Source organism: Caballeronia sp. LZ008 (genome assembly GCF_031451435.1).
GTDB classification, from domain to species: domain Bacteria; phylum Pseudomonadota; class Gammaproteobacteria; order Burkholderiales; family Burkholderiaceae; genus Caballeronia; species Caballeronia zhejiangensis.
Genome location: NZ_JARUXK010000001.1, coordinates 1,308,578 through 1,328,142, shown reverse-complemented (window position 1 = coordinate 1,328,142; position 19,565 = coordinate 1,308,578). Strand labels below are relative to the sequence as shown.

Annotated in this window: 15 protein-coding genes and 1 pseudogene; 8 read left to right on the top strand and 8 right to left on the bottom strand. The window is 62.1% G+C overall.

All coding sequences use genetic code 11. The annotated features are described in order from the left end of the window. From QCE49_RS06290 to QCE49_RS06270, 5 genes and pseudogenes are all read left to right on the top strand, one after another. Positions 1-199, top strand: a pseudogene (locus tag QCE49_RS06290) (hypothetical protein); the annotation flags it as partial. A gap of 27 nt (positions 200-226) precedes the next feature. Next, positions 227-1,453 carry an acetylornithine deacetylase gene (gene argE, locus QCE49_RS06285; protein ID WP_250459693.1) on the top strand — a complete coding sequence of 409 codons (1,227 nt, stop codon included), beginning with the start codon at positions 227-229 and terminating at the stop codon, positions 1,451-1,453. Positions 1,454-1,476: 23 nt separating this feature from the next. Continuing rightward, on the top strand, positions 1,477-2,499 hold the full coding sequence (locus QCE49_RS06280; protein ID WP_175980116.1) for a threonine/serine dehydratase: 1,023 nt from the start codon (positions 1,477-1,479) through the stop codon (positions 2,497-2,499). Between the two features lie 569 nt (positions 2,500-3,068). Then, the gene (locus QCE49_RS06275) at positions 3,069-3,992 is read left to right on the top strand and encodes a transporter (protein ID WP_239294929.1); all 924 of its coding nucleotides are present in this window, start codon (positions 3,069-3,071) and stop codon (positions 3,990-3,992) included. Positions 3,993-4,040: 48 nt separating this feature from the next. Beyond that, positions 4,041-5,621, top strand: a complete 1,581-nt coding sequence (locus QCE49_RS06270) for a hypothetical protein (protein WP_250459691.1) — start codon at positions 4,041-4,043, stop codon at positions 5,619-5,621. A gap of 107 nt (positions 5,622-5,728) precedes the next feature. Here the strand turns inward: QCE49_RS06270 and QCE49_RS06265 are convergent, their stop codons facing one another. From QCE49_RS06265 to QCE49_RS06250, 4 genes are all read right to left on the bottom strand, one after another. After that, on the bottom strand, positions 5,729-6,544 hold the full coding sequence (locus QCE49_RS06265; RefSeq protein WP_033536119.1) for an ABC transporter permease subunit: 816 nt from the start codon (positions 6,542-6,544) through the stop codon (positions 5,729-5,731). Further along, the gene (locus tag QCE49_RS06260) at positions 6,544-7,452 is read right to left on the bottom strand and encodes an ABC transporter permease subunit (protein ID WP_033536118.1); all 909 of its coding nucleotides are present in this window, start codon (positions 7,450-7,452) and stop codon (positions 6,544-6,546) included. Before QCE49_RS06260 ends, QCE49_RS06265 begins: the two co-directional genes overlap by 1 nt. Continuing rightward, positions 7,449-8,540: an ABC transporter ATP-binding protein gene (locus QCE49_RS06255; RefSeq protein WP_250459696.1), complete on the bottom strand. Its 1,092-nt coding sequence runs from the start codon at positions 8,538-8,540 to the stop codon at positions 7,449-7,451. The genes QCE49_RS06260 and QCE49_RS06255 overlap by 4 nt, the downstream gene beginning before the upstream one ends. Before the next feature lie 210 nt (positions 8,541-8,750). Then, positions 8,751-9,866 carry a polyamine ABC transporter substrate-binding protein gene (locus tag QCE49_RS06250; protein WP_175980113.1) on the bottom strand — a complete coding sequence of 372 codons (1,116 nt, stop codon included), beginning with the start codon at positions 9,864-9,866 and terminating at the stop codon, positions 8,751-8,753. A 552-nt stretch (positions 9,867-10,418) separates the two neighbouring features. On the opposite strand from QCE49_RS06250, the gene QCE49_RS06245 reads away from it, so the two are divergent. The 3 genes from QCE49_RS06245 (at position 10,419) to QCE49_RS06235 (ending at position 13,418) form a co-directional block, all read left to right on the top strand. Next, positions 10,419-11,756 (top strand): Nramp family divalent metal transporter, encoded by a 1,338-nt coding sequence (locus QCE49_RS06245; protein ID WP_250459689.1) that lies wholly within the window; start codon positions 10,419-10,421, stop codon positions 11,754-11,756. Between the two features lie 168 nt (positions 11,757-11,924). Continuing rightward, positions 11,925-13,142, top strand: a complete 1,218-nt coding sequence (locus QCE49_RS06240; protein WP_250439673.1) for a phospholipase A — start codon at positions 11,925-11,927, stop codon at positions 13,140-13,142. 72 nt (positions 13,143-13,214) lie between these two features. Beyond that, positions 13,215-13,418, top strand: coding sequence for a DUF1289 domain-containing protein (locus tag QCE49_RS06235; RefSeq protein ID WP_008349809.1), 204 nt, complete (start codon positions 13,215-13,217; stop codon positions 13,416-13,418). A 69-nt stretch (positions 13,419-13,487) separates the two neighbouring features. On the opposite strand, the gene QCE49_RS06230 is transcribed toward QCE49_RS06235, so the two are convergent. The 4 genes from QCE49_RS06230 to QCE49_RS06215 all read right to left on the bottom strand — a co-directional run bounded on the left by QCE49_RS06230 (position 13,488) and on the right by QCE49_RS06215 (position 19,302). Continuing rightward, complete coding sequence (locus QCE49_RS06230) at positions 13,488-15,080, bottom strand: ABC-F family ATPase (protein WP_008349811.1); 1,593 nt, start codon at positions 15,078-15,080, stop codon at positions 13,488-13,490. A 178-nt stretch (positions 15,081-15,258) separates the two neighbouring features. Beyond that, positions 15,259-16,704 (bottom strand): threonine synthase, encoded by a 1,446-nt coding sequence (gene thrC / locus QCE49_RS06225; protein WP_175980110.1) that lies wholly within the window; start codon positions 16,702-16,704, stop codon positions 15,259-15,261. An 11-nt stretch (positions 16,705-16,715) separates the two neighbouring features. Continuing rightward, positions 16,716-18,038, bottom strand: a complete 1,323-nt coding sequence (locus QCE49_RS06220; RefSeq protein WP_008349813.1) for a homoserine dehydrogenase — start codon at positions 18,036-18,038, stop codon at positions 16,716-16,718. A 25-nt stretch (positions 18,039-18,063) separates the two neighbouring features. Further along, positions 18,064-19,302, bottom strand: coding sequence for a pyridoxal phosphate-dependent aminotransferase (locus tag QCE49_RS06215; RefSeq protein ID WP_175980108.1), 1,239 nt, complete (start codon positions 19,300-19,302; stop codon positions 18,064-18,066). Between the last annotated feature and the right edge of the window lie 263 nt (positions 19,303-19,565).

Sequence of the window (19,565 nt, the reverse complement as noted above, 5' to 3'; positions counted from 1 at the left end):
AACTCAACCCTTGACGCTCAATACAGTTGCTTTCTTTGCAGCAGCAAAGAAAGTGACTGCCGCCCCGCACAGGGGCAGTGCTAATAGACCGACGCGAAAACGGGATCCGGCGACAACCCCAAAGCGCCAAAGCTCAAAAGCCCCAAAACTCAAAAACCAAAAAGCCCCCTGCGGCCAGCATCATTCTTTTGGGCTATGATCAAACCCTACCCGCAGGAGCAAAAATATGTCACAGATCGCTGACACGGCGAATCTCGAAGCTCAATCCAGAACCGAAACGCCCATTTGCCTGCCGTGGATCGAACGGCTCGTATCCATCGATACCGTTAGCCGCAATCCGAATCTCGGCCTGATCGAAACGGTACGCGACGAACTGCGAAAAGCGGGCATCGAAGCGACCATCACCAACGATCCGCGCGGCCAGTGGGCGAATCTCTTCGCCACGGTCCCGGCGCACGACGGCCAAATCGACGGCGGCATCGTGCTGTCGGGTCACACCGATGTCGTTCCGGTCGACGGTCAGGACTGGCAGAGCGATCCGTTCAAGCCCGAAGTGCGCGACGGCCTCCTCTACGGCCGCGGCTCGTGTGACATGAAAGGCTTCATCGGCGCCGCGCTCGCCATGCTGCCGAAGATGCAGGCGACGAAGCTCGCGAAACCCATCCACTTCGCGCTTTCCTACGACGAAGAAGTCGGCTGCGCCGGCGCGCCGCTGATGATCGCCGACCTGAAAAAGCGCGGCCTCAAACCCGATGGCTGCATCGTCGGCGAACCGACATCGATGCGCCCGATCATCGCGCACAAAGGCATCAACACCTATCACTGCTGCGTGCGCGGCTTCGCGGCGCATTCGTCGCTGACGCCGAAGGGCCTGAATGCGATCGAGTACGCAGCGCGGCTCATCTGCCACATCCGCGATCTCGTCGACGAGTTTCGCGCGCAAGGTCCGTTCGACGAACTCTACGACGTGCCCTTCACCACCGGTCAGACGAGCACGATAAAAGGCGGCAACGCGATCAACACCGTGCCCGCCGAATGCAACTTCGAGTTCGAATTCCGCAATTTGCCGACGATCGATCCCGATCAGATCTTCAAACGCATCCAGTCGTACGCGCATGACACGCTGCTGCCGAAGATGCTGAAGGAACACGGCAACGCGGCGATCGAATTCACGAAGCTCGCGTCCGCGCCCGGCCTCGACGCCACCGAGCAGGCCGCGATCACGCAACTCGTGCGCGCGCTCACGCAAAATCAGGACAAGCACAAGGTCGCCTACGGCACCGAAGCGGGCTTGTTCGCGAACGCGGGCGTGCCGAGCATCGTCTGCGGGCCGGGCAACATCGAACAGGCGCACAAGGCGAACGAGTATGTGTCGCTCGAACAGCTCGTCCAGTGCGAGGCGTTCCTGGGCAAGTTCATCCACAGCATGTCCGTCGAAGCACAGCCCCGTTGAGCTCTCCAGATCGACAACACGTCATGTCCACTGCCATGCAGCATTCCGACAATACGATCGACGGCACACCGATTCCGACGCTCGACGAAATCGCCGAGCAGCATATGGCGCTCACGCCGTGGGTGACGCGCACCCCGACCTTCGAGCGCCACGACTTTCCGACGCTCGAAGGCACGCCGGTCACGTTCAAGTTCGAACTCTTGCAGGCAAGCGGCACGTTCAAGGCGCGCGGCGCGTTTTCGAATATCCTCGCGCTCACCGACAGCGAACGTTCGGCGGGCGTCACGTGCGTATCGGCGGGCAATCACGCGGTGGCGGTCGCGTACGCGGCGCAGCGCATGGAAGTGGGCGCGAAGGTCGTCATCATCAAGAGCGCGAGCCCGGCGCGCGTGGCGCTGTGCCGGCGCTACGGCGCGGAAGTCGTGTTCGCGGAGAACGTCGCCGAGGCGTTCGATGTCGTGCGGCGCGTCGAAGCGGAAGAAGGACGCGTGTTCATCCATCCGTTCAACGGCTATCGCACGGTGCTCGGCACGGCGACGCTCGGCTACGAGTGGACGTCGCAGGCGCCCGATCTCGACGCCGTGATCCTGCCGATCGGCGGCGGCGGCCTGGCCGCGGGCGTATCGACGGCGATGCGCCTCGCAAATCCGTCGCTGCATGTCTTCGGCGTGGAACCGGAAGGCTCGGATGCGATGAAACGCAGCTTCGAGGCGAATCACACGGTCAAGATGGGCGCGATGCACGGCATCGCCGATTCTCTGATGGCGCCGCATACCGAGCAGTACAGCTACGAGCTATGCCGGCGGCATATCGACGAGATCGTCACCGTGTCGGACAACGAGCTGCGTCACGGCATGCTGCAGTTGTTCGGTGAACTCAAACTGGCGGTCGAGCCGGCATGCGCCGCCGCTACCGCCGCCCTGCTCGGACCGTTGCGCGAGCGGCTGGAAGGCAAGCGTGTCGGCGTGCTGCTGTGCGGCACCAATACCGACCCGACGACCTTCGCGAAGCATCTCGCGCTCGCGCGGGAAGCGTCGGGCGACTGAAGCTTTCGCAAGCAGGCGTTTGCATGTCTTTTCTCGGGGCGCATCGTGCGCCCCGAACTCGTTTTGCGCAAACTTCACGCTGAGATTTTCTCAAAGCGTATTAATGAAAAAAATAATTGATCTTTGTGCATATCTTTGTCATTCCGGCGGCAAAGCTTGTCTGCGCACGTGCGCGCTGATAGTGTCGCCAACCAAATGCAGTCGGAAGATCTGTTTCTAAACCTGAGCACTGTTTAATCTTTTTCAATCGCCATTAGCGCCCGTTTCAAAGTTCGCGGAGCTGATTCGGCACGAACAAGAACTCTCTCCGGCAAGTACAGGCAGCAACGATCCATCGTTGCGGGAACACGCACACCTACGAATAGCGATTAAATTCAATTAATGTCTACCGCGATATTTACAAAGCGGATAGATAGACGGATCCATTTATTACGGCGCTTTTGGACGCACCAATTTTTCAAACAATGAGCAAAATAAATCGAATCCCAGAAACGGGAATAATGCAATGCGTTTTATCTGAATTCGGCACGCGTCGCGGACTTACCGCGCGCCGATCAGTTCTGGCGCTGATGCTGGCGGCCTCATCGGCCTGCATTCCCGTTGCTCATGCAACCGAAAGCGCGCTCGGCCGGCCTGTCGCGGGCATGAGCGTCGGCCCGAGCGCGGGCATCGTGCCGCCCGAGCCGATGACCATCGTGAACTTCGAGAACATCTATCTCGACGGCTCGATCGGCGCGAACCGCTCCGTGCCGATCGCCGGCACGGCGACTGCCGGCGTCGACGCGAAGATCGACTTCACGCTCGCTACCCTGATGCGCTCGTGGGGCAGCACGGGCGGATGGAGTTTCGCGTCCGCCATCACGCTGCCCTACGTCTGGACCGACGTGAAAGCAGGCGCGTCCGTCGGACGCCTGAACGGCGCGCGCAGCGACAGCGCCGCGAACTTGTTTGACCTCTACTTCACGCCGATCGTCGCGGGATACCACTTCTCGCGCACCGATCACATCGCGCTCAGCTTCAACGTCTGGGCGCCGACCGGCCGTTACGACCCGAACGCGCTCGCCAACACGAGCCTGAACAACTGGACCTTCGTGCCTCAAGTGGCGTACACGAAGCTCGTTCCGCAGTACGGCCTGGAATTCGACGCCGTCGCGGGACTGCAGTTCTACACGCGCAATCAAGCCACCGATTATCAAAACGCCCCGCTCTTCACGCTCGATCTAATGGGCCTGAAGAAATTCGCCAATGGCGTCGGCGTAGGCCTCGTGATGGGCACCGTTCAGCAGCTCGGCAAGGACTCCGGCCCAGTCGCCGATCGGCTCGACGGCTTCGTCGGACATGACTTCTCGCTCGGTCCCATCGTCACTTACGACACCAAGGTGGGCGGCAAACATCCCGTTTCGGCGAGCTTGCGCTGGGTGCCGAGCATCGCGAGCACGAACCGGCTCAAGAGCACCAACAGTTTCATGGCAAGCGCGACGCTGGCGTTCTGATGCCTGCCCGCATCGCGATATGAATTCAACCCGAAGAAGGAGCAACGCATGAAAAAAACCTCTATCAGCACGATAACCGCGCTGCTGTTCGCTGCCGGCACCGCGCACGCGCTGGAAGCGAAGCAGCCGCCGCGCAACCCGTTCCTCGCCGCCGAGAAATATTCGATCACGCACTTCGATTCGTCGCAGAGCGATGCGTTTCCGTATGCGGTCAAGCCCGGCTTCTTCAACGTCGATATCAGCAAGGCGCCGCGCGTCGTCGCCGGTCCGGTGAACATCATGACGCTCGCGTCGACGTCGCCGAACTACATGTGGGGCGTGTCCAGCGAAGGCGTGACGTATATCGACGTGTCGAACGGCGGCTTCAAGGAAGTCGCACGCGCCCCGGCGCCCGGCAACAAGGTCATTCCGGCCGCGCTGCACGACAAGGTGCTCGGCGAGCGCTACACGAACATCAAGCAGGCCGAAGACGCAGTGTTCAAGACCTACGGCCTCGACTGGACGCGCGTCGTCAACGGCGTGTACTCGGTGGTGGACAAGGATAATCATGTCTACTACAACGATTCGGACGGCAACATCAGCATGTTCGGTCTCGTGGACGAAAAGAATCCGGCCGCCGGCATCAAGGTCATTAAGACGATCGACATGAAACCGATCGTCGGCAAGGCGCATCTCGTCGGCACGGGTGTCACGTACGACGGCAAGTTCGTCGTGGCATCGAACGTGTCGATCAGCGTGTTCGACCGTTCGCTCGAAGGCCAGCCGCAGACGATCCGCTTTGCGCCGGGCGAATTCGTGAGCAACTCGTTCGCGATCGATCAGAAAGGCGGCATCTACATTGCGTCGAATCGCGTGATGCATAAGGTCGTTTGGACCGGCACGAAGCTCTCGGAAGACGAAGCAGACGGCGCATGGAAGGCCGAATACGAGCACGGCGATCAGCCGCCCGCAGTCAAGTTCGGCGACGGCACCGGCTCCACGCCCACGCTCATGGGCTTCGGCGACGACCAGGACAAGCTCGTGGTCATCACGGACGGCGCGAACCGCATGCACCTCGTCGCGTTCTGGCGCGACCAGATGCCCGCGGGCTGGAAGCAGATTCCGGGTACGAAGTCGCCGCGCATCGCCGGTCAGATCGGCATCACGGCCGGACTCAAGCATCCGCCGAAGTTCGTTCAGAGCGAACAGTCGGTGGTCGTGAACGGCTACGGCGCGTTCGTCGTCAACAACGTTGCCGAGAAGGGCCATCCGGACAAGCTCGTCGACGTGCTGTCGCTCGGTCCGGTCAACAAGCCGGCCTCGGGTGCCGAGCGTCTCGAATGGGATCCGAAGAAGCACGCATGGCGCTCGGTCTGGACGCGTGACGACGTCGTTTCCATCAGCATGGTGCCGAGCACGAGTTCGGCGTCGAACATGGTGTTCGTGAACGGCTACTATCCGAAGACGGGTTGGGAAATCACCGGCATGGACTGGAACACCGGCAAGACCGTGCATCGCGTGTCGTTCGGGCAGAGCAATCTGGGCAACGGCGCTTACGCCATCATCCAGTACATGTCCAACGGAGACCTGCTCATGAATAGCATCGGCGGTCCGACGCGCGTCGTTCTGAAGGACGCAGCAGCGAAGTAAGCGGCGCGTCTTGATGCAAGAAGGGCCATCGCGACTGAACATCGCGATGGCCCTTCGGCGTTTACAGCGTCGTGCCGGACGCGCTTTTTGCGTCCGGCCACTTGACGTCACATCACCGTTGCGAGCTTTCTCCGTTCGCTGCGCAGCATGAAGACGTTCGCCGCGATCACGCCGACCGTCACGAGCGCGATGAACAAAGTCGCGAGCGCGTTCATCTCCGGATTCAGGCCAAGACGCACGCGCGAGAACACGACGAGCGGCAATGTCGTCGAACCGGGACCGGACAGGAACGCCGACAGCACGAGATCGTCGATCGAAAGCGTGAACGACAGCAGCCAACCGGCGACGAGCGCCTGCGAGATCAGCGGCAGCGTGATCGAGAAGAACACGCGCAGCGGCGTCGCGCCGAGATCGAGCGCGGCCTCCTCCAGCGAAGGATTCAGCTCCCGCACCCGCGATTCCACGATGATCGCCACATATGAGATGCACAACATGACGTGTCCGATCCAGATCGTGAAGAATCCGCGATCCGGCCATCCGATGAGCTTCGCCATTTCGACGAACAACAGCAGCAGCGAAATGCCCTGAATGACTTCGGGAATCACGAGCGGCGCGTTGATCATGCCCGCGTAGAGCGTGAAGCCCTTGAAGCGCCCCATGCGCGCGAGCACGAAGCCCGCCCACGTGCCGATGACGACCGACGCGCACGCCGTGAAAAACGCGATGCGCAACGACAGCCACGCCGCGTTGATCAGTTCGTCGTCGGTGACGAGCGCGCGATACCACTTGAGCGACGGCTCGGTCCAGACGGTGACGAGCGGCGAATCGTTGAACGAATAGACGATGAGACTCAGGATCGGTATATAGAGGAACGCGAACCCGAGTCCGAGCGCGGTGATTTGCAACGGACGGCTGACCTTGATCATCGCTTTTCCTCCAGTTGCTTCGCCTGGAAGTGCTGGAAAAGCGCCATCGGCACGAGCAGCAAGAGGACCATCGCGCAAGTGACGGCGGAAGCCATCGGCCAGTCGGCGTTGTTGAAGAACTCGTTCCACATGACGCGGCCGATCATCAGCGTGTCCGCGCCGCCGAGCAGTTCGGGAATCACGTACTCGCCCACCGCCGGAATGAACACGAGCAGGCAGCCCGCGATGATGCCGTTCTTCGACAGCGGCAACGTGATCTGCACGAACGCCTTCCACGGCTTCGCGCCGAGATCGTAGGCCGCTTCGAGCAAAGTCAGATCCATCTTCACGAGATGCGCGTAAAGCGGCATCACGAGAAACGGCAAATACGAATACACCATGCCGATATATACCGCGATGTTCGTGTGATACAGCTCGATCGGCGAGTGCAGCAGGCCGATCGAAATCAGGAAGTTATTGAGCAGGCCGTTGTTCTTCAGAATGCCGATCCACGCGTACACGCGAATGAGGAACGACGTCCAGAACGGCAGCATCACGGCCATCATCAGGATGTTGCGCGTGGCCGGATTCGAACGGGCGATGTAATACGCCATCGGATAGCCGATCAGGAGGCACAGCACCGTCGATACCGCCGCGACCAGCAGCGAGTTCATGTAGGTCGCGAAGTACAGGCTGTCCTTGACGAGGAACGCGTAGTGCGCGAAGTCGAGCGCGATATGCATCACGCCCTCTTCCATCGTCACGAGATCCGTGTACGGCGGAATGCCGAGCTGGCTGTCCGCGAAGCTGATCTTCACGACGAGCAGGAACGGCACGAAGAACAGCAGCAGGAGCCACAGATAAGGACCGCCGATGACGAGCGTGCGTCCGGAAACGCCGATGCGCTTGAGCCAGTTCGTCATCATGCGGTCAGCACCACGCCCGCCGACGCGCTCCAGCGCACGTAGACTTCGTCGTCGAACGTGGGCGAATCGATCTCGCCGATCGCGAGGCTCGACAGGTTCGCGACCACGACCTTGCCGGAATCGAGCGTCACGTGATAGAGCGTGTAGCCGCCCATGTACGCGATGTTCGTCACCTTGCCGCGGCCCCAGTTGTAGGTGCCTTCGGGCGGCTTGCGCGTGAGCGCGATGCGTTCGGGACGCACGGATATCGTCACCGGCATGCCGAGCGGCCCGGTGATGCCGTGGCTCACATAGAGCCGCACCGGAAGGTCCGGCGATTCGACGAAGATGTGATCCGGCTCGTCCTCGACGACATTGCCGTCGAACAGATTGGTCGAGCCGATGAACTGCGCGGAGAAGCGGCTATTCGGATACTCATAGACTTCGTGCGGCGTGCCGAGCTGCACGATCTGCCCTTCGCTCATCACGGCGATGCGATTGGCCATCGTCATCGCTTCTTCCTGATCGTGCGTCACCATGATGCAGGTGACGCCCACCGTATCGAGAATATTGACGAGCTCGATCTGCGTGCGCTGGCGAATCTGTTTGTCGAGCGCGGACATCGGCTCGTCGAGCAGAAGCAGCTTAGGTCGCTTGACGAGGCTGCGCGCGAGCGCGACGCGCTGCTGCTGACCACCCGACAACTGGTGCGGCTTGCGCTTGGCGAACTTCGCCATCTGCACGAGTTCGAGCGCGTTGTGGACGCGGTCCTTCAGCTCGCCGCCCTTTACGCCTTCCTGCTTCAGCCCGAACGCGACGTTCGATTCCACGCTCATGTGCGGAAAGAGCGCGTAGGACTGGAACATCATGTTGACCGGCCGGTTGTACGGCGGCATCTTGGCGAGGTCTTCCCCGTCGATCAGAATCTGCCCTTCGGTCACCGATTCGAGTCCGGCGAGCATGCGCAAAAGAGTCGACTTGCCGCAGCCCGAGCTGCCCAGCAGCGCGAACAGCTCGCCCTTCTTCACCGACAGGTTGACGCCCCGCACGGCCGTCGTCTCGCCGAACTTCTTCACGACATCGACGATCTGCACGAAGCTGTCGTCCATGCTCGAGACCGATGGGAAACTGCCCGGCTCGCGCCGGCCGGAATTAGGCGCTGCCTTCAACGCGCTCGACTGCTCACTCATGATTGCCTGTTCGACTCCTTGCTTCCATGCGTCTTTCGTGACTCGCCCCGCCACGCGATGCGATCACGAACAAAGCCCCCGGAGGTCCAGGGGCTTCGTCGTTTCAAAAGAATAACCGGCTTATCGGATTCATCGGCCGGACTTGAATTCCGTCCAGAGCCGCGTCTGCAGGCGCTGGATTTCCGGCGGCAGCGGCTTCAGCAGGAACAGCGTCTTGATGACATCCTGCGGCGGAAACACGGCCGGATCGTTCGCGACGTCCTTGTCCACGTACTTGCGCGCTTCGAGATTTGCGCTCGGGTAGTACACGGCGTTGGTGATCGCGGCGTGAACCTGCGGCGTCTCGATGTAGTTGATCCACTCGTGCGCCGCGTCCTTGTTCTTGGCGTCCTTCGGAATCGCCATCACGTCGAACCACACGGGCGCGCCGCCCTTCGGAATGTAGTACTCGATCTTGAACGGCTTCTTCGCATCGACGGCGCGATGCTTCGCGATCACGACGTCGCCCGACCAGCCGTAGGTGAAGCAGATATCGCCGCCGACCATGTCGTTGATGTAGCCCGACGAGTTGAACTGCGTGATGTACGGACGGATTTTCTTCATCATCGCGAGCGCTTCGCGATAATCGGCCGGGTTCGTGCTCATCGGATCCTTGCCGATGTAATGCAGCGCGGCCGCGAACATCTGGTCCGGCGCGTCGAGCACCGAGACGCCGCACGCCTTCAGCTTCGAGATGTTCTCGGGCTTGAAAAGGATGTCCCAGTTGTTCAGTTCGGCGTTGGCGCCGAGGATCTGCTTCGCCTTGTCGACGTTGTAGCCGAGGCCCGTCGTGCCGTACGCCCAGGGCACCGTGTATTTATTGCCCGGATCCGCGCCCTCGACGAGCTTCATCAGGTCGGGATCGAGATATTTGAGGTTCGGCAGCTTCGACTTGTCGAGCGGCGCGAAGATGTTCGCGGCGATCTGCTTGCCGGCGTAATTGCTGGTCGGCACGACGATGTCATAGCCGGAACGGCCGGTCAGGAGCTTGGCCTGCAGGGTGTCGTCGCTGTCGTAGTTGTCGTACTTCACCTTGATGCCGGTCTGCTTGGTGAAGTTGGGAATCGTGTCCTTCGCGATATAGTCCGACCAGTTGTACACGTTCAACTGCGTGTCTTTCGCGAAGGCCGCGAGCGGAGTCAACATCGCGGCGCATGCCAGGGCGCCCGCCAGCTTGGCCGTGCGGCTCGCCAGTTTCTCGTTCATTTCGATTCTCCCTTGTTCCGACTTGTCACGACGTCGTGCCGCCCGGACCCGGCGCATTTTCGCATCGCCGAGCGACCCGCGACTCCCCTAAAACCCCGAAAACTACCATTAAACGCGGACGCGACAAAAAATAATCCGCCGCTTGTCGCGCAAAATGTACACGCCCTTGCGCCACGCGGCGACGGTCTTGCCGCGCGGGGCTCTGCCCGGCTTAGCGCCGCGCGCCGACAGCCGGAAAGAGCGCGCATTTTAGCCCCTAATCCGCTGCCGCGGCACGTGATAAACCCACACTCGTCAAAGTGACACGCAGGCGTAAGCCCGATGCAATGTCATTATTCGTGGTCGGTCGCCTGCGTCCCCTTGCGCCCGCCGTTTTGCGAGTCGTTTCTTCGTCGTTTCGTTGACTCGCACGAGCGCGGCCGACACGGGACAAGCCTGACGAATAGCCAGCGGAACAGTTGTTGCGAGCCAATTCGACGTGCGCCGCGAAAAGCGGCGTCTTCTGAACCGGCAACGCGCACCGTTGCAACGCTATTCGAGGCCGCCTCCCGCATGAATACCAATCCCTCCGCGCTCGCCCGGCCGTCAGCCGCGAAATCCGACGCGCAGTCGCCCGTGGCGACCCGTGAAGATCGGGAGCGCGCGCCGCGCCCGCGCAGACACTGGTATTCGTTCGCCGGCGCGGGCGCGCTCGTCGCTGTCGGCTACATGGATCCCGGCAACTGGGCGACGGCGCTCGCGAGCGGCGCGCGCTACGGTTACTCGCTGCTTTTCGTCGTCCTGCTCGCGAGCCTGATGGGGATGCTGCTGCAATGGGTCGCGTCGCGCGTGGGCGTCGTGACCGGGCGCGACCTCGCGCAACTGTGCCGCGAACGCTACAGCCGCCGTACGACGCTCGTTCTGTGGATCGCGTGCGAAATCGCGATCATCGCGTGCGACGTCGCGGAAGTCGTCGGCAGCGCGGTTGCGCTGCAAATGCTCTTCGGCCTCTCGCTCACGGCCGGTGTGCTGGTTTCGGCGGTCGGAACCTTCGCGATGCTCGCGCTGCAAAACCGCGGCAAGCGGACCCTGCAGCGGGCGGTATCGACGCTCATCTTTCTCGTGAGTTTGTGCTTCGTCATCGAACTCGCGCTGGCGCATCCGGTCTGGGGCGATGCGCTGCGCGGGCTCGCGCCGTCGCGCGAACTCGTCCGCGATGCCGGCATGCTCTGGCTCGCCGCCGGCGTGCTCGGCGCGACCGTGATGCCGCACAACCTTTACCTGCACTCCGCGCTCGTCAAGGAGCACGCGAGCGCGCGCGACGACGCGACCATGGGGCGCGCGCTTCGTGGCGTGAACATCGATACGTTCGGCTCGCTCGGGCTTGCGTTCATCGTCAACGCGTCGTTACTGATCGTCGCGGCCGCCGTCTTCCACGCGAACGGCCACACCGGTGTGAACGATCTCGCCGACGCCCACCGTCTCATTGCGCCGCTCGTCGGCAGTCATTGGGCGGGCGTCGTGTTCGCCGCCGCGCTGCTCGCGTGCGGCCTGAACGCGACGGTCACGGGCACGCTCGCCGGCCAGGCGGTGATGGAAGGCTTCCTGCGCCTCAAGATGGCGCGCTGGGCGCGGGCGCTCCTGACGCGCGGGCTCGCGATCGGTCCGGCGCTCGTCGCGGTCGGAAGTTTCGGCCAGCATGGTTCGAACGCGCTCCTCGTCGCGACGCAAGTCGTCTTGAGCCTGCAATTGCCGCTCGCCGTGATTCCACTCGTGCGCTTCGCCTCCGATGCCGCGCTGATGGGCCGCTGGCGCGTCGCGCGCGTGCCGCTGGCGCTGGCGTGGATGTGCGCGGGCGTGATCGTCGCGCTGAACGGCGCGATGCTCTGGCAGGCGGTGTTTTCGGCCTGACGCACCGGTTTCGATGCCATTTCGTCTGGAATGTCGGGATCGCGGCGCGGCTCGCGCTGTCAGACTGTCCTGATGCCCGCCCCGCCCCAACAGGACACGAACTACATGGCCCACGGCCCACGATCGATTTCGCTGAAAAATTCCCGCCGCTCTGCCGGCCGCGCACGCATGTTCGCGCTTCTTCTTGCCGGCCTTTGCACAAGCGGCGCTACGCACGCGACCGTCGCGGTGCTGCAACCCGCGCGCGAAGCCGCCGCCTCGCAACCGCTCGAACTGACGCTCCTCTATACCGACGATGACGCGAAATCCCTGACCGTCGATGTCCCGAAGCAACTGACCGTGAATCTGACCAATGGCGATTTGCCGCCGGCGCCGCTCACGCTCGAGCGCGATCCGACAGTGCCGGACCGTCTGCGCCTTGCGCCCGGCCAGTATCGCCGCGTGCGTTTTTCGGCGCCGTGGCCCGATTCGGCGCGCGGCGCGGTGAAGATCGATCCGGTCGGCTTCGATGCTTCGCCGATGCTCGTCACGCTCAATCGCAGCGATACGCAGACCGAGGTCGCCGCCGCGGAGAAGGCCGAGTCGCAAGCGACGACGCCCGGCCAACTCGCCGTCGCGACGGCCGCGGCGAATACCGCCGTCCAACCGGCGTCCAGCACGGACACGTTGCTCTCGGGCCGCTTCTCGACGTTCGAGCCGATCTATTTCGCGGATGGCAAAAACGGCGACAATCTCGCGAAATTCCAGTTCAGCTTCAAATATCGCCTGCATCTGCCTGACGATCCCCGCTCGCGCGGCTTCCTCGACAACCTCTATTTCGGCTACACGCAGACGGCCATATGGAATCTCTCGGCCGAATCGGTGCCGTTTCGCGACATCAGCTTTCAGCCGCAACTGTTCTATTACGTGGAGGACACCGGCTGGAAAAGCGCGCTCTTCACGCGCATGGGCGTCGCGGCGGGCATCGGGCATGAATCGAACGGCAAGAGCGGCGACGAATCGCGCTCGATCAACATCGCGTTCGTGCGCCCGACATGGGATTTCGGCGATCTGAACGGCAATCACCTGACGCTCTCGCCGAAGTTCTATTACTACCTGTCGAAGGCGGGCAACGAGGACATCGCGGATTATCGCGGCTACGTCGATTTCCTCGTGAAATACGGCAGCCCGGACGGCTGGCAACTCGCGACGACATTACGCAAAGGCTCGAAGCACTGGTACGGCAGCGTGGAATCGCAGTTGACCTATCCGCTCGCGAAGCTGATCGGCAGCGCGTGGGGCGGCTATCTGTTCGTGAGCTACTTCAACGGGTACGGCGAGGACATCCTCGATTACAACCAGCGGCATCACTGGATCGCGCGGATAGGCTACAGTATCGCGCGTTGAGTTTTTTTACGATTTTGAATGCCGCGTTGCCGCCCTTTTTGTTCGGCGCCGATGCGGTCACGAGCTAGCCCAATGTCTTCGAATCTTCACGATCTGCCTGATAGCCCCTGCATCGGCGTGTGCTCCACGCTCTTCGACGACGTCTGCAAAGGCTGCGGCCGCACGGCCGGCGAAGTGTCCAACTGGGTGTTTCTGAACGACGACGAAAAACGCGCGATCTGGGAGCGCATTACGCGCGAAGGAACGGCGATGCGGTTTCGCAACGACAGGCTTTGACCGGCATGTAAAAACGGCCCGCTCTTTCGAGGCGGGCCGCTTGTTTCAGCGCGAGCGCGAAGCCGGTGATTACTGAATCCCCTGGCTCGCCAGAAAATCTTCGTAATTCCCGCCGAAGTCGCGCAGCGTGCCATCCGTCTTCACTTCGATGATGCGATTCGCCAGCCCGCTCACGAACTCGCGGTCGTGCGACACGAAGATCAGCGTGCCTTCGAACTTCTCCAGCGCGATCTGCAGCGACTCGATCGACTCCATGTCCATGTGGTTGGTCGGCTCGTCCATCAGCAGAACGTTGTGGCGGCCGAGCATCAGCTTGCCCCAGATCATGCGGCCCTTTTCGCCGCCCGACAGCACCTTCACGTTCTTCTTGATATCGTCCGCGTTGAAGAGCAGACGGCCGAGCGTGCCGCGCATCATCTGCTCGTCGTCGCCCTCCTTGCGATACTGGTCGATCCACTCGGTCAGCGTCTCGTCCTTCGGAAACTCTTCGTACGTGTCCTGCGGCATATAGCCGACGTTGGCGTTTTCCGCCCACTTCACCGTGCCGTGATCGAGTTCGAGCGCGCCCTTGAGCGACTTGAGCAGCGTGGTCTTACCCGCGCCGTTCTCGCCGATGATCGCGATACGCTCGCCCGGCTGCACCGAGAGCGAAAAGTTCTGGAAGATCGTGCGGTCGTACTTCTTCGTGATTTCCTCCGCGACCACCGCGATGTTGTGCAGCTTCTTCTCGTACTCGAAGCGGATGAACGGATTCTGACGCGACGACGGCTTGAATTCCTCGATCTTGATCTTGTCGATCATCTTCAGACGGCTGGTCGCCTGACGCGCCTTCGACTTGTTCGCCGAGAAGCGGCGCACGAAGTCCTGCAGGTCGGCCACGCGCTCCTTCGCCTTCTGGTTCGCGGCCTGCTGACGCTCGCGCGCCTGCGTCGACGCCAGCATGTAGTCGTCGTAATTGCCCGGCCAGACCTTCAGCGTGCCGTAGTCCATGTCCGCCATGTGCGTGCAGACCTGGTTCAGAAAGTGACGATCGTGGGAGATGATGATCATCGTCGAGTTGTACTGGTTCAGCACGTCTTCCAGCCAACGGATCGAGTTGATGTCGAGGTTGTTGGTCGGCTCGTCGAGCAGCAGCACGTCGGGCTTCGAGAACAGCGCCTGCGCGAGCAGCACGCGCAGCTTCCAGCCCGGCGCGACGTTGCTCATCGGGCCATTGTGATCGTTGATGTTGATGCCGATGCCGAGCAGCAGTTCGCCCGCGCGCGCTTCGGCCGTGTAGCCGTCGTATTCGGCGAACTTGGCTTCGAGGTCGGCGGCGCGCATGTAGTCGTCGTCGGTGGCGTCGGGGTTGGCGTAGATCGCGTCGCGCTCGGTCATCGCGGCCCACATTTCGGTGTGGCCCATCATGACGACGTCGAGTACGCGCATGTCTTCGTACGCGAACTGGTCCTGGCGCAATTTGCCGAGACGCACGTTCGGCTCCAGCATGACGTTGCCCGAGGACGGCTCGAGATCGCCGCCCAGGATCTTCATGAAGGTCGACTTGCCGCAGCCGTTGGCGCCGATCAAGCCATAGCGGTTGCCTTCGCCGAACTTGACCGAGATGTTCTCGAAGAGGGGCTTGGGCCCGAATTGCATGGTGATATTGGCGGTAGACAGCACGGCGCGTCCTTTTGAATGGGGTACGACGAAAAACCTGAGATTTTAACAGCTTTTGGCGGGCTTCTGCCCGCGAGCGGCGATTCTGCGAAGCTGGCTCCGGCGGCGGATTTCGTGCCGCATCATGAAAAACGGGGCGCGGCCGTGCAGCCGCGCCCCGTTCATCCCGATGACGATCCTGTTACGTGCGCTCGGCGATGAACGCCTTCACGACGCCAGCATCGGCAGGAACGATATCGAACCTTTGTGGCAGTTTTTCAAGTCCGACGAACGCAGCCGGCCGCTCGGGCTCGCGATTGAGCGCCTCGCGGATCGTCTCGCCGAATTTGATCGGCTGCGCGGTTTCGAGGACGATCATCGGCACGCCGGGCTTCAGATTTTCGCGCGCGACCTTCACGCCGTCGGCGGTGTGCGTGTCGATCATCGTGTGATAGCGCTCGAATACGTCGCGGATCGTCTTCACGCGGTCGTCGTGGCCACTCTTGCCCGACACGAAGCCGAATTCCTTCACGCGCGCGAAATCGCCGCTCACCGCGAGGTCGAAGCCGCCCTTCTCTTCGACGTCGCGGAACAGTTGCAGCACGCGCGCCGGATCGCGTCCGAGCAGGTCGTACACGAAACGCTCGAAGTTCGACGCCTTCGAGATATCCATGCTCGGGCTCGTCGTGTGATACGTCTCCGCCGCGCCGCGCACGCGATACACGCCGGTCTTGAAGAACTCGTCGAGCACGTCGTTTTCGTTGGTCGCGACGACGAGTTGATCGATCGGCAGGCCCATCATGCGCGCGATGTGCCCCGCGCACACATTGCCGAAATTGCCCGAGGGCACCGTGAACGACACGCGTTCGTCGTTGCTCTTCGTCGCGGCGAAATAGCCTTTGAAGTAGTACACGACCTGCGCGACGACGCGCGCCCAGTTGATCGAATTGACCGTGCCGATCTTGTGCTTCGCCTTGTACGCGTGATCGTTCGACACGGCCTTGACGATGTCCTGGCAATTATCGAAGTTGCCTTCGACCGCCAGATTGAAGATGTTCGGATCCTGCAGCGAAAACATCTGCGCGGTCTGGAACGCGCTCATCTTCTTGTGCGGCGAGAGCATGAACACGCGCACGCCGGTCTTGCCGCGCATCGCGTATTCGGCGGCGCTGCCGGTGTCGCCCGAGGTCGCACCGAGGATGTTCAATTCATCGCCGTGCTTTGCCAGTGCGTACTCGAACAGATTGCCGAGCAGTTGCATCGCCATGTCCTTGAAGGCGAGCGTCGGGCCGTTCGAGAGTTCCAGCAGCGACAGCGTCGTGCCGTTTTCCTCGCCGAGCGTCTTCAAAGGCGTGATCTGAACCGCGCTCTCTTCGTGGCGCACGTTGCTGTACACCTGCGCGGTGTACGTCTTGCGCGTAAGCGAGCGCAGGTCGTCGGCAGGAATGTCGTCGCTGAACTTCGACAGCACTTCGAATGCGAGATCCGCGTACGACAGCGTGCGCCAGCGCGCGAGTTCGTCGGCGCTGACTTTCGGATACTCCGCCGGCAGATACAGGCCGCCGTCTTTGGCGAGGCCGCCCAGCAGAATGTCGGAGAACGTGTGGCGCTCGTCGGTGCCGGCGCCGCGCGTCGAAATGTAGTTCATCGTGCTTGCCTTTAGTTGAGCGCTTCCATGCGCAGCTTCGTCACCTTCGAGACGACCGTGGACAGCGCCTCGATCTGCGCGATCGCCGCGTTCACGTTCTTTTCGAGCGTCTCGTGCGTGATGAGGATGATGTCGGTCTCGCCCTTGTTCGCGCCGTCGACTTCTTCCGATTCCTTCTGCAGGAGCGCGTCGATGGAGATGCCCTTGTCCGCGAGAATGCGCGTGATGTTCGCGAGCACGCCCGTCACGTCCGCGACGCGCAGGCGCAAGTAGTAGCCGCTCGTCACTTCGTCGATCGGCAGGATTGGCGTGTTCGACAGGCTGTCCGGCTGGAACGCCAGATGCGGCACGCGATGCTCGGGATCGGCCGTATGCAGGCGCGTCACGTCGACGAGATCGGCGACCACGGCGGACGCCGTCGGCTCCGCGCCCGCGCCCTTGCCGTAGTAGAGCGTCGTGCCGACCGCGTCGCCGTGCACGACGACCGCGTTCATCGCGCCTTCCACATTGGCGAGCAGGCGCTTGGCCGGAACGAGCGTCGGATGCGTGCGCAGCTCGATGCCCTTCTCCGAGCGCCGCGCGATGCCGAGCAGCTTGATGCGATAGCCGAGATCTTCCGCGTAGCGAATGTCGATCGCGGCCAGCTTGCTGATGCCTTCCACATACGCGCGATCGAACTGCACCGGCACGCCGAACGCGATTGCGCTCATGATCGTGACCTTGTGCGCGGCATCGACGCCTTCGATGTCGAAAGTCGGATCGGCTTCGGCGTAACCCAGTTCCTGCGCGGCCTTCAATGCGGTCGCGAAGTCGAGCCCGCGGTCACGCATTTCCGAAAGAATGTAGTTCGTCGTGCCGTTGATGATGCCCGCGATGTACTCGATGCGGTTCGCCGTCAGCCCTTCGCGCAGCGCCTTGATGATCGGAATGCCGCCCGCCACCGCGGCCTCGAACGCGACCATCACGCCCTTCGCGCGCGCGGCCTCGAAAATTTCCGTGCCGTGCACCGCGAGCAGCGCCTTGTTGGCCGTCACGACATGCTTGCCGTTCGCGATCGCGCGCAGCACCAGTTCGCGCGCGAAGCCCGTGCCGCCGATCATTTCGCACACGATGGCGATGGAAGGATCGTCGACGACCGCGTTGAAGTCGTCCGTCACCGCGATGCCTTCCTGCTTCGCCGCTTCGGCCTTCGCCGTCGTACGCACGGCGACACGCGAAATTTCGATGCCGCGTCCCGCGCGTCGTTTGATTTCTTCCTGGTTACGGCGCAGCACCGTGAAGGTGCCGCTGCCGACCGTGCCGAAGCCCAAGAGTCCTACTTTGATCGGTTCCATGCAGCGCGAGTCTTTAAAAGAGAGATTAAGCGGAATGTCGTTTGCGATAGCCGTCGAGGAAGCGCGCGATGCGGTTGATCGAATCCGCGAGATCGTCGACGTTCGGCAGGAAAACCACGCGGAAGTGATCCGGCGTCGGCCAGTTGAAGCCGGTGCCTTGCACGAGCAGCACGCGCTCCTCGAGCAGCAGATCCGTGATGAACTGCTGGTCGTCCTGGATCGGATACATCTTCGGATCGAGCTTCGGGAACATGTAGAGCGCGGCTTGCGGCTTCACGCACGTGACGCCCGGAATCGCCGTGAGCATGTCGTACGCGAGTTCGCGCTGCTTGAAGAGGCGCCCGCTCGGGACGATCAGGTCGTTGATGCTCTGATAGCCGCCGAGCGCCGTCTGGATCGCATACTGGCCGGGTACGTTCGGGCACAGGCGCATCGACGCGAGAATGCCGAGGCCTTCGAGATAATCCTTCGCGCGGCGGCGGTTCTCTTCGATCAGCCCTGAGATCGCCATCCAGCCCGCGCGATACCCGCACGAGCGGTAACTTTTCGAAAGGCTGTTGAACGTGACCGTGACGACGTCTTCGGAGAGCGCGGCCATCGACGTGTGCGTCTTGCCGTCGTAGACGATCTTGTCGTAGACCTCGTCCGCGAAAATGATGAGGCCGTGCTCGCGCGCGATCGCGATCAGATCGCGCAGCAGTTCGTCGGAGTACAGCGCGCCTGTGGGGTTGTTCGGGTTGATGACGACGAGCGCCTTCGTGTTCGGCGTGATTTTCGCGCGGATGTCGTCGAGATCGGGCATCCAGCCGTTGCTCTCGTCGCACATGTAGTGGCGCGGCGTGCCCGACGACAGGCTCACCGCGGCCGTCCACAGCGGATAGTCCGGCGCCGGAAGGAGCACTTCGTCGCCGTCGTTGAGAAGCGCCTGCATCGCCATGACGATCAGTTCCGACGCGCCATTGCCGATGTAGATATCGTCCAGTTCGACGCCCGTCACACCCTTTTGCTGCGTGTAATGCATGATCGCCTTGCGCGCGGCGAACACGCCCTTCGAATCCGAATAGCCCGACGAACCCGGCAGATTGCGGATCATGTCCTGAATGATCTCGTCCGGCGCCTCGAAGCCGAACGGCGCCAGATTGCCGATATTCAGCTTGATGATGCGATGGCCTTCTTCTTCGAGGCGCTTCGCGTGTTCGAGCACGGGCCCGCGAATGTCGTAGCAGACGTTTTGCAGCTTGTTGGATTTGAGAATCGGTTTCACGGCTGGCGCTCTGGGTCTGATGTGAATGCGGACGGGTTCTGGTGATGTCGGTCGCGTGCGGCTCGGAATTCGGGGCAGCCAGCCTCGCGCGCGGCGGACGGGCGTTGCAATAAATACCGAGGTGAAAGCCGATGGCGGCTCGCCCGGACGGCCCGCTTTTCCCGAGCGCCGAACGATGCATTTTAGACGCCGCGCCAGGTAAGGCATGGGCGATGCGGACCGGATTGCGTGTCGAAGGCGGCTTGTGGCGGCACGCGAGCGCA

Excerpts from the sequence above, each read along its gene's own strand:
- QCE49_RS06245 (WP_250459689.1), top strand. The coding sequence starts at position 10,419 with ATGAATACCAATCCCTCCGCGCTCGCCCGGCCGTCAGCCGCGAAATCC.
- QCE49_RS06270 (WP_250459691.1), top strand. The coding sequence starts at position 4,041 with ATGAAAAAAACCTCTATCAGCACGATAACCGCGCTGCTGTTCGCTGCC.
- QCE49_RS06235 (WP_008349809.1), top strand. The coding sequence starts at position 13,215 with ATGTCTTCGAATCTTCACGATCTGCCTGATAGCCCCTGCATCGGCGTG.
- QCE49_RS06280 (WP_175980116.1), top strand. The coding sequence starts at position 1,477 with ATGTCCACTGCCATGCAGCATTCCGACAATACGATCGACGGCACACCG.
- QCE49_RS06220 (WP_008349813.1), bottom strand. The coding sequence starts at position 18,038 with ATGGAACCGATCAAAGTAGGACTCTTGGGCTTCGGCACGGTCGGCAGC.
- QCE49_RS06275 (WP_239294929.1), top strand. The coding sequence starts at position 3,069 with ATGCTGGCGGCCTCATCGGCCTGCATTCCCGTTGCTCATGCAACCGAA.
- QCE49_RS06255 (WP_250459696.1), bottom strand. The coding sequence starts at position 8,540 with ATGGACGACAGCTTCGTGCAGATCGTCGATGTCGTGAAGAAGTTCGGC.
- argE (WP_250459693.1), top strand. The coding sequence starts at position 227 with ATGTCACAGATCGCTGACACGGCGAATCTCGAAGCTCAATCCAGAACC.
- thrC (WP_175980110.1), bottom strand. The coding sequence starts at position 16,704 with ATGAACTACATTTCGACGCGCGGCGCCGGCACCGACGAGCGCCACACG.
- QCE49_RS06250 (WP_175980113.1), bottom strand. The coding sequence starts at position 9,866 with ATGAACGAGAAACTGGCGAGCCGCACGGCCAAGCTGGCGGGCGCCCTG.
- QCE49_RS06240 (WP_250439673.1), top strand. The coding sequence starts at position 11,925 with ATGTTCGCGCTTCTTCTTGCCGGCCTTTGCACAAGCGGCGCTACGCAC.
- QCE49_RS06260 (WP_033536118.1), bottom strand. The coding sequence starts at position 7,452 with ATGATGACGAACTGGCTCAAGCGCATCGGCGTTTCCGGACGCACGCTC.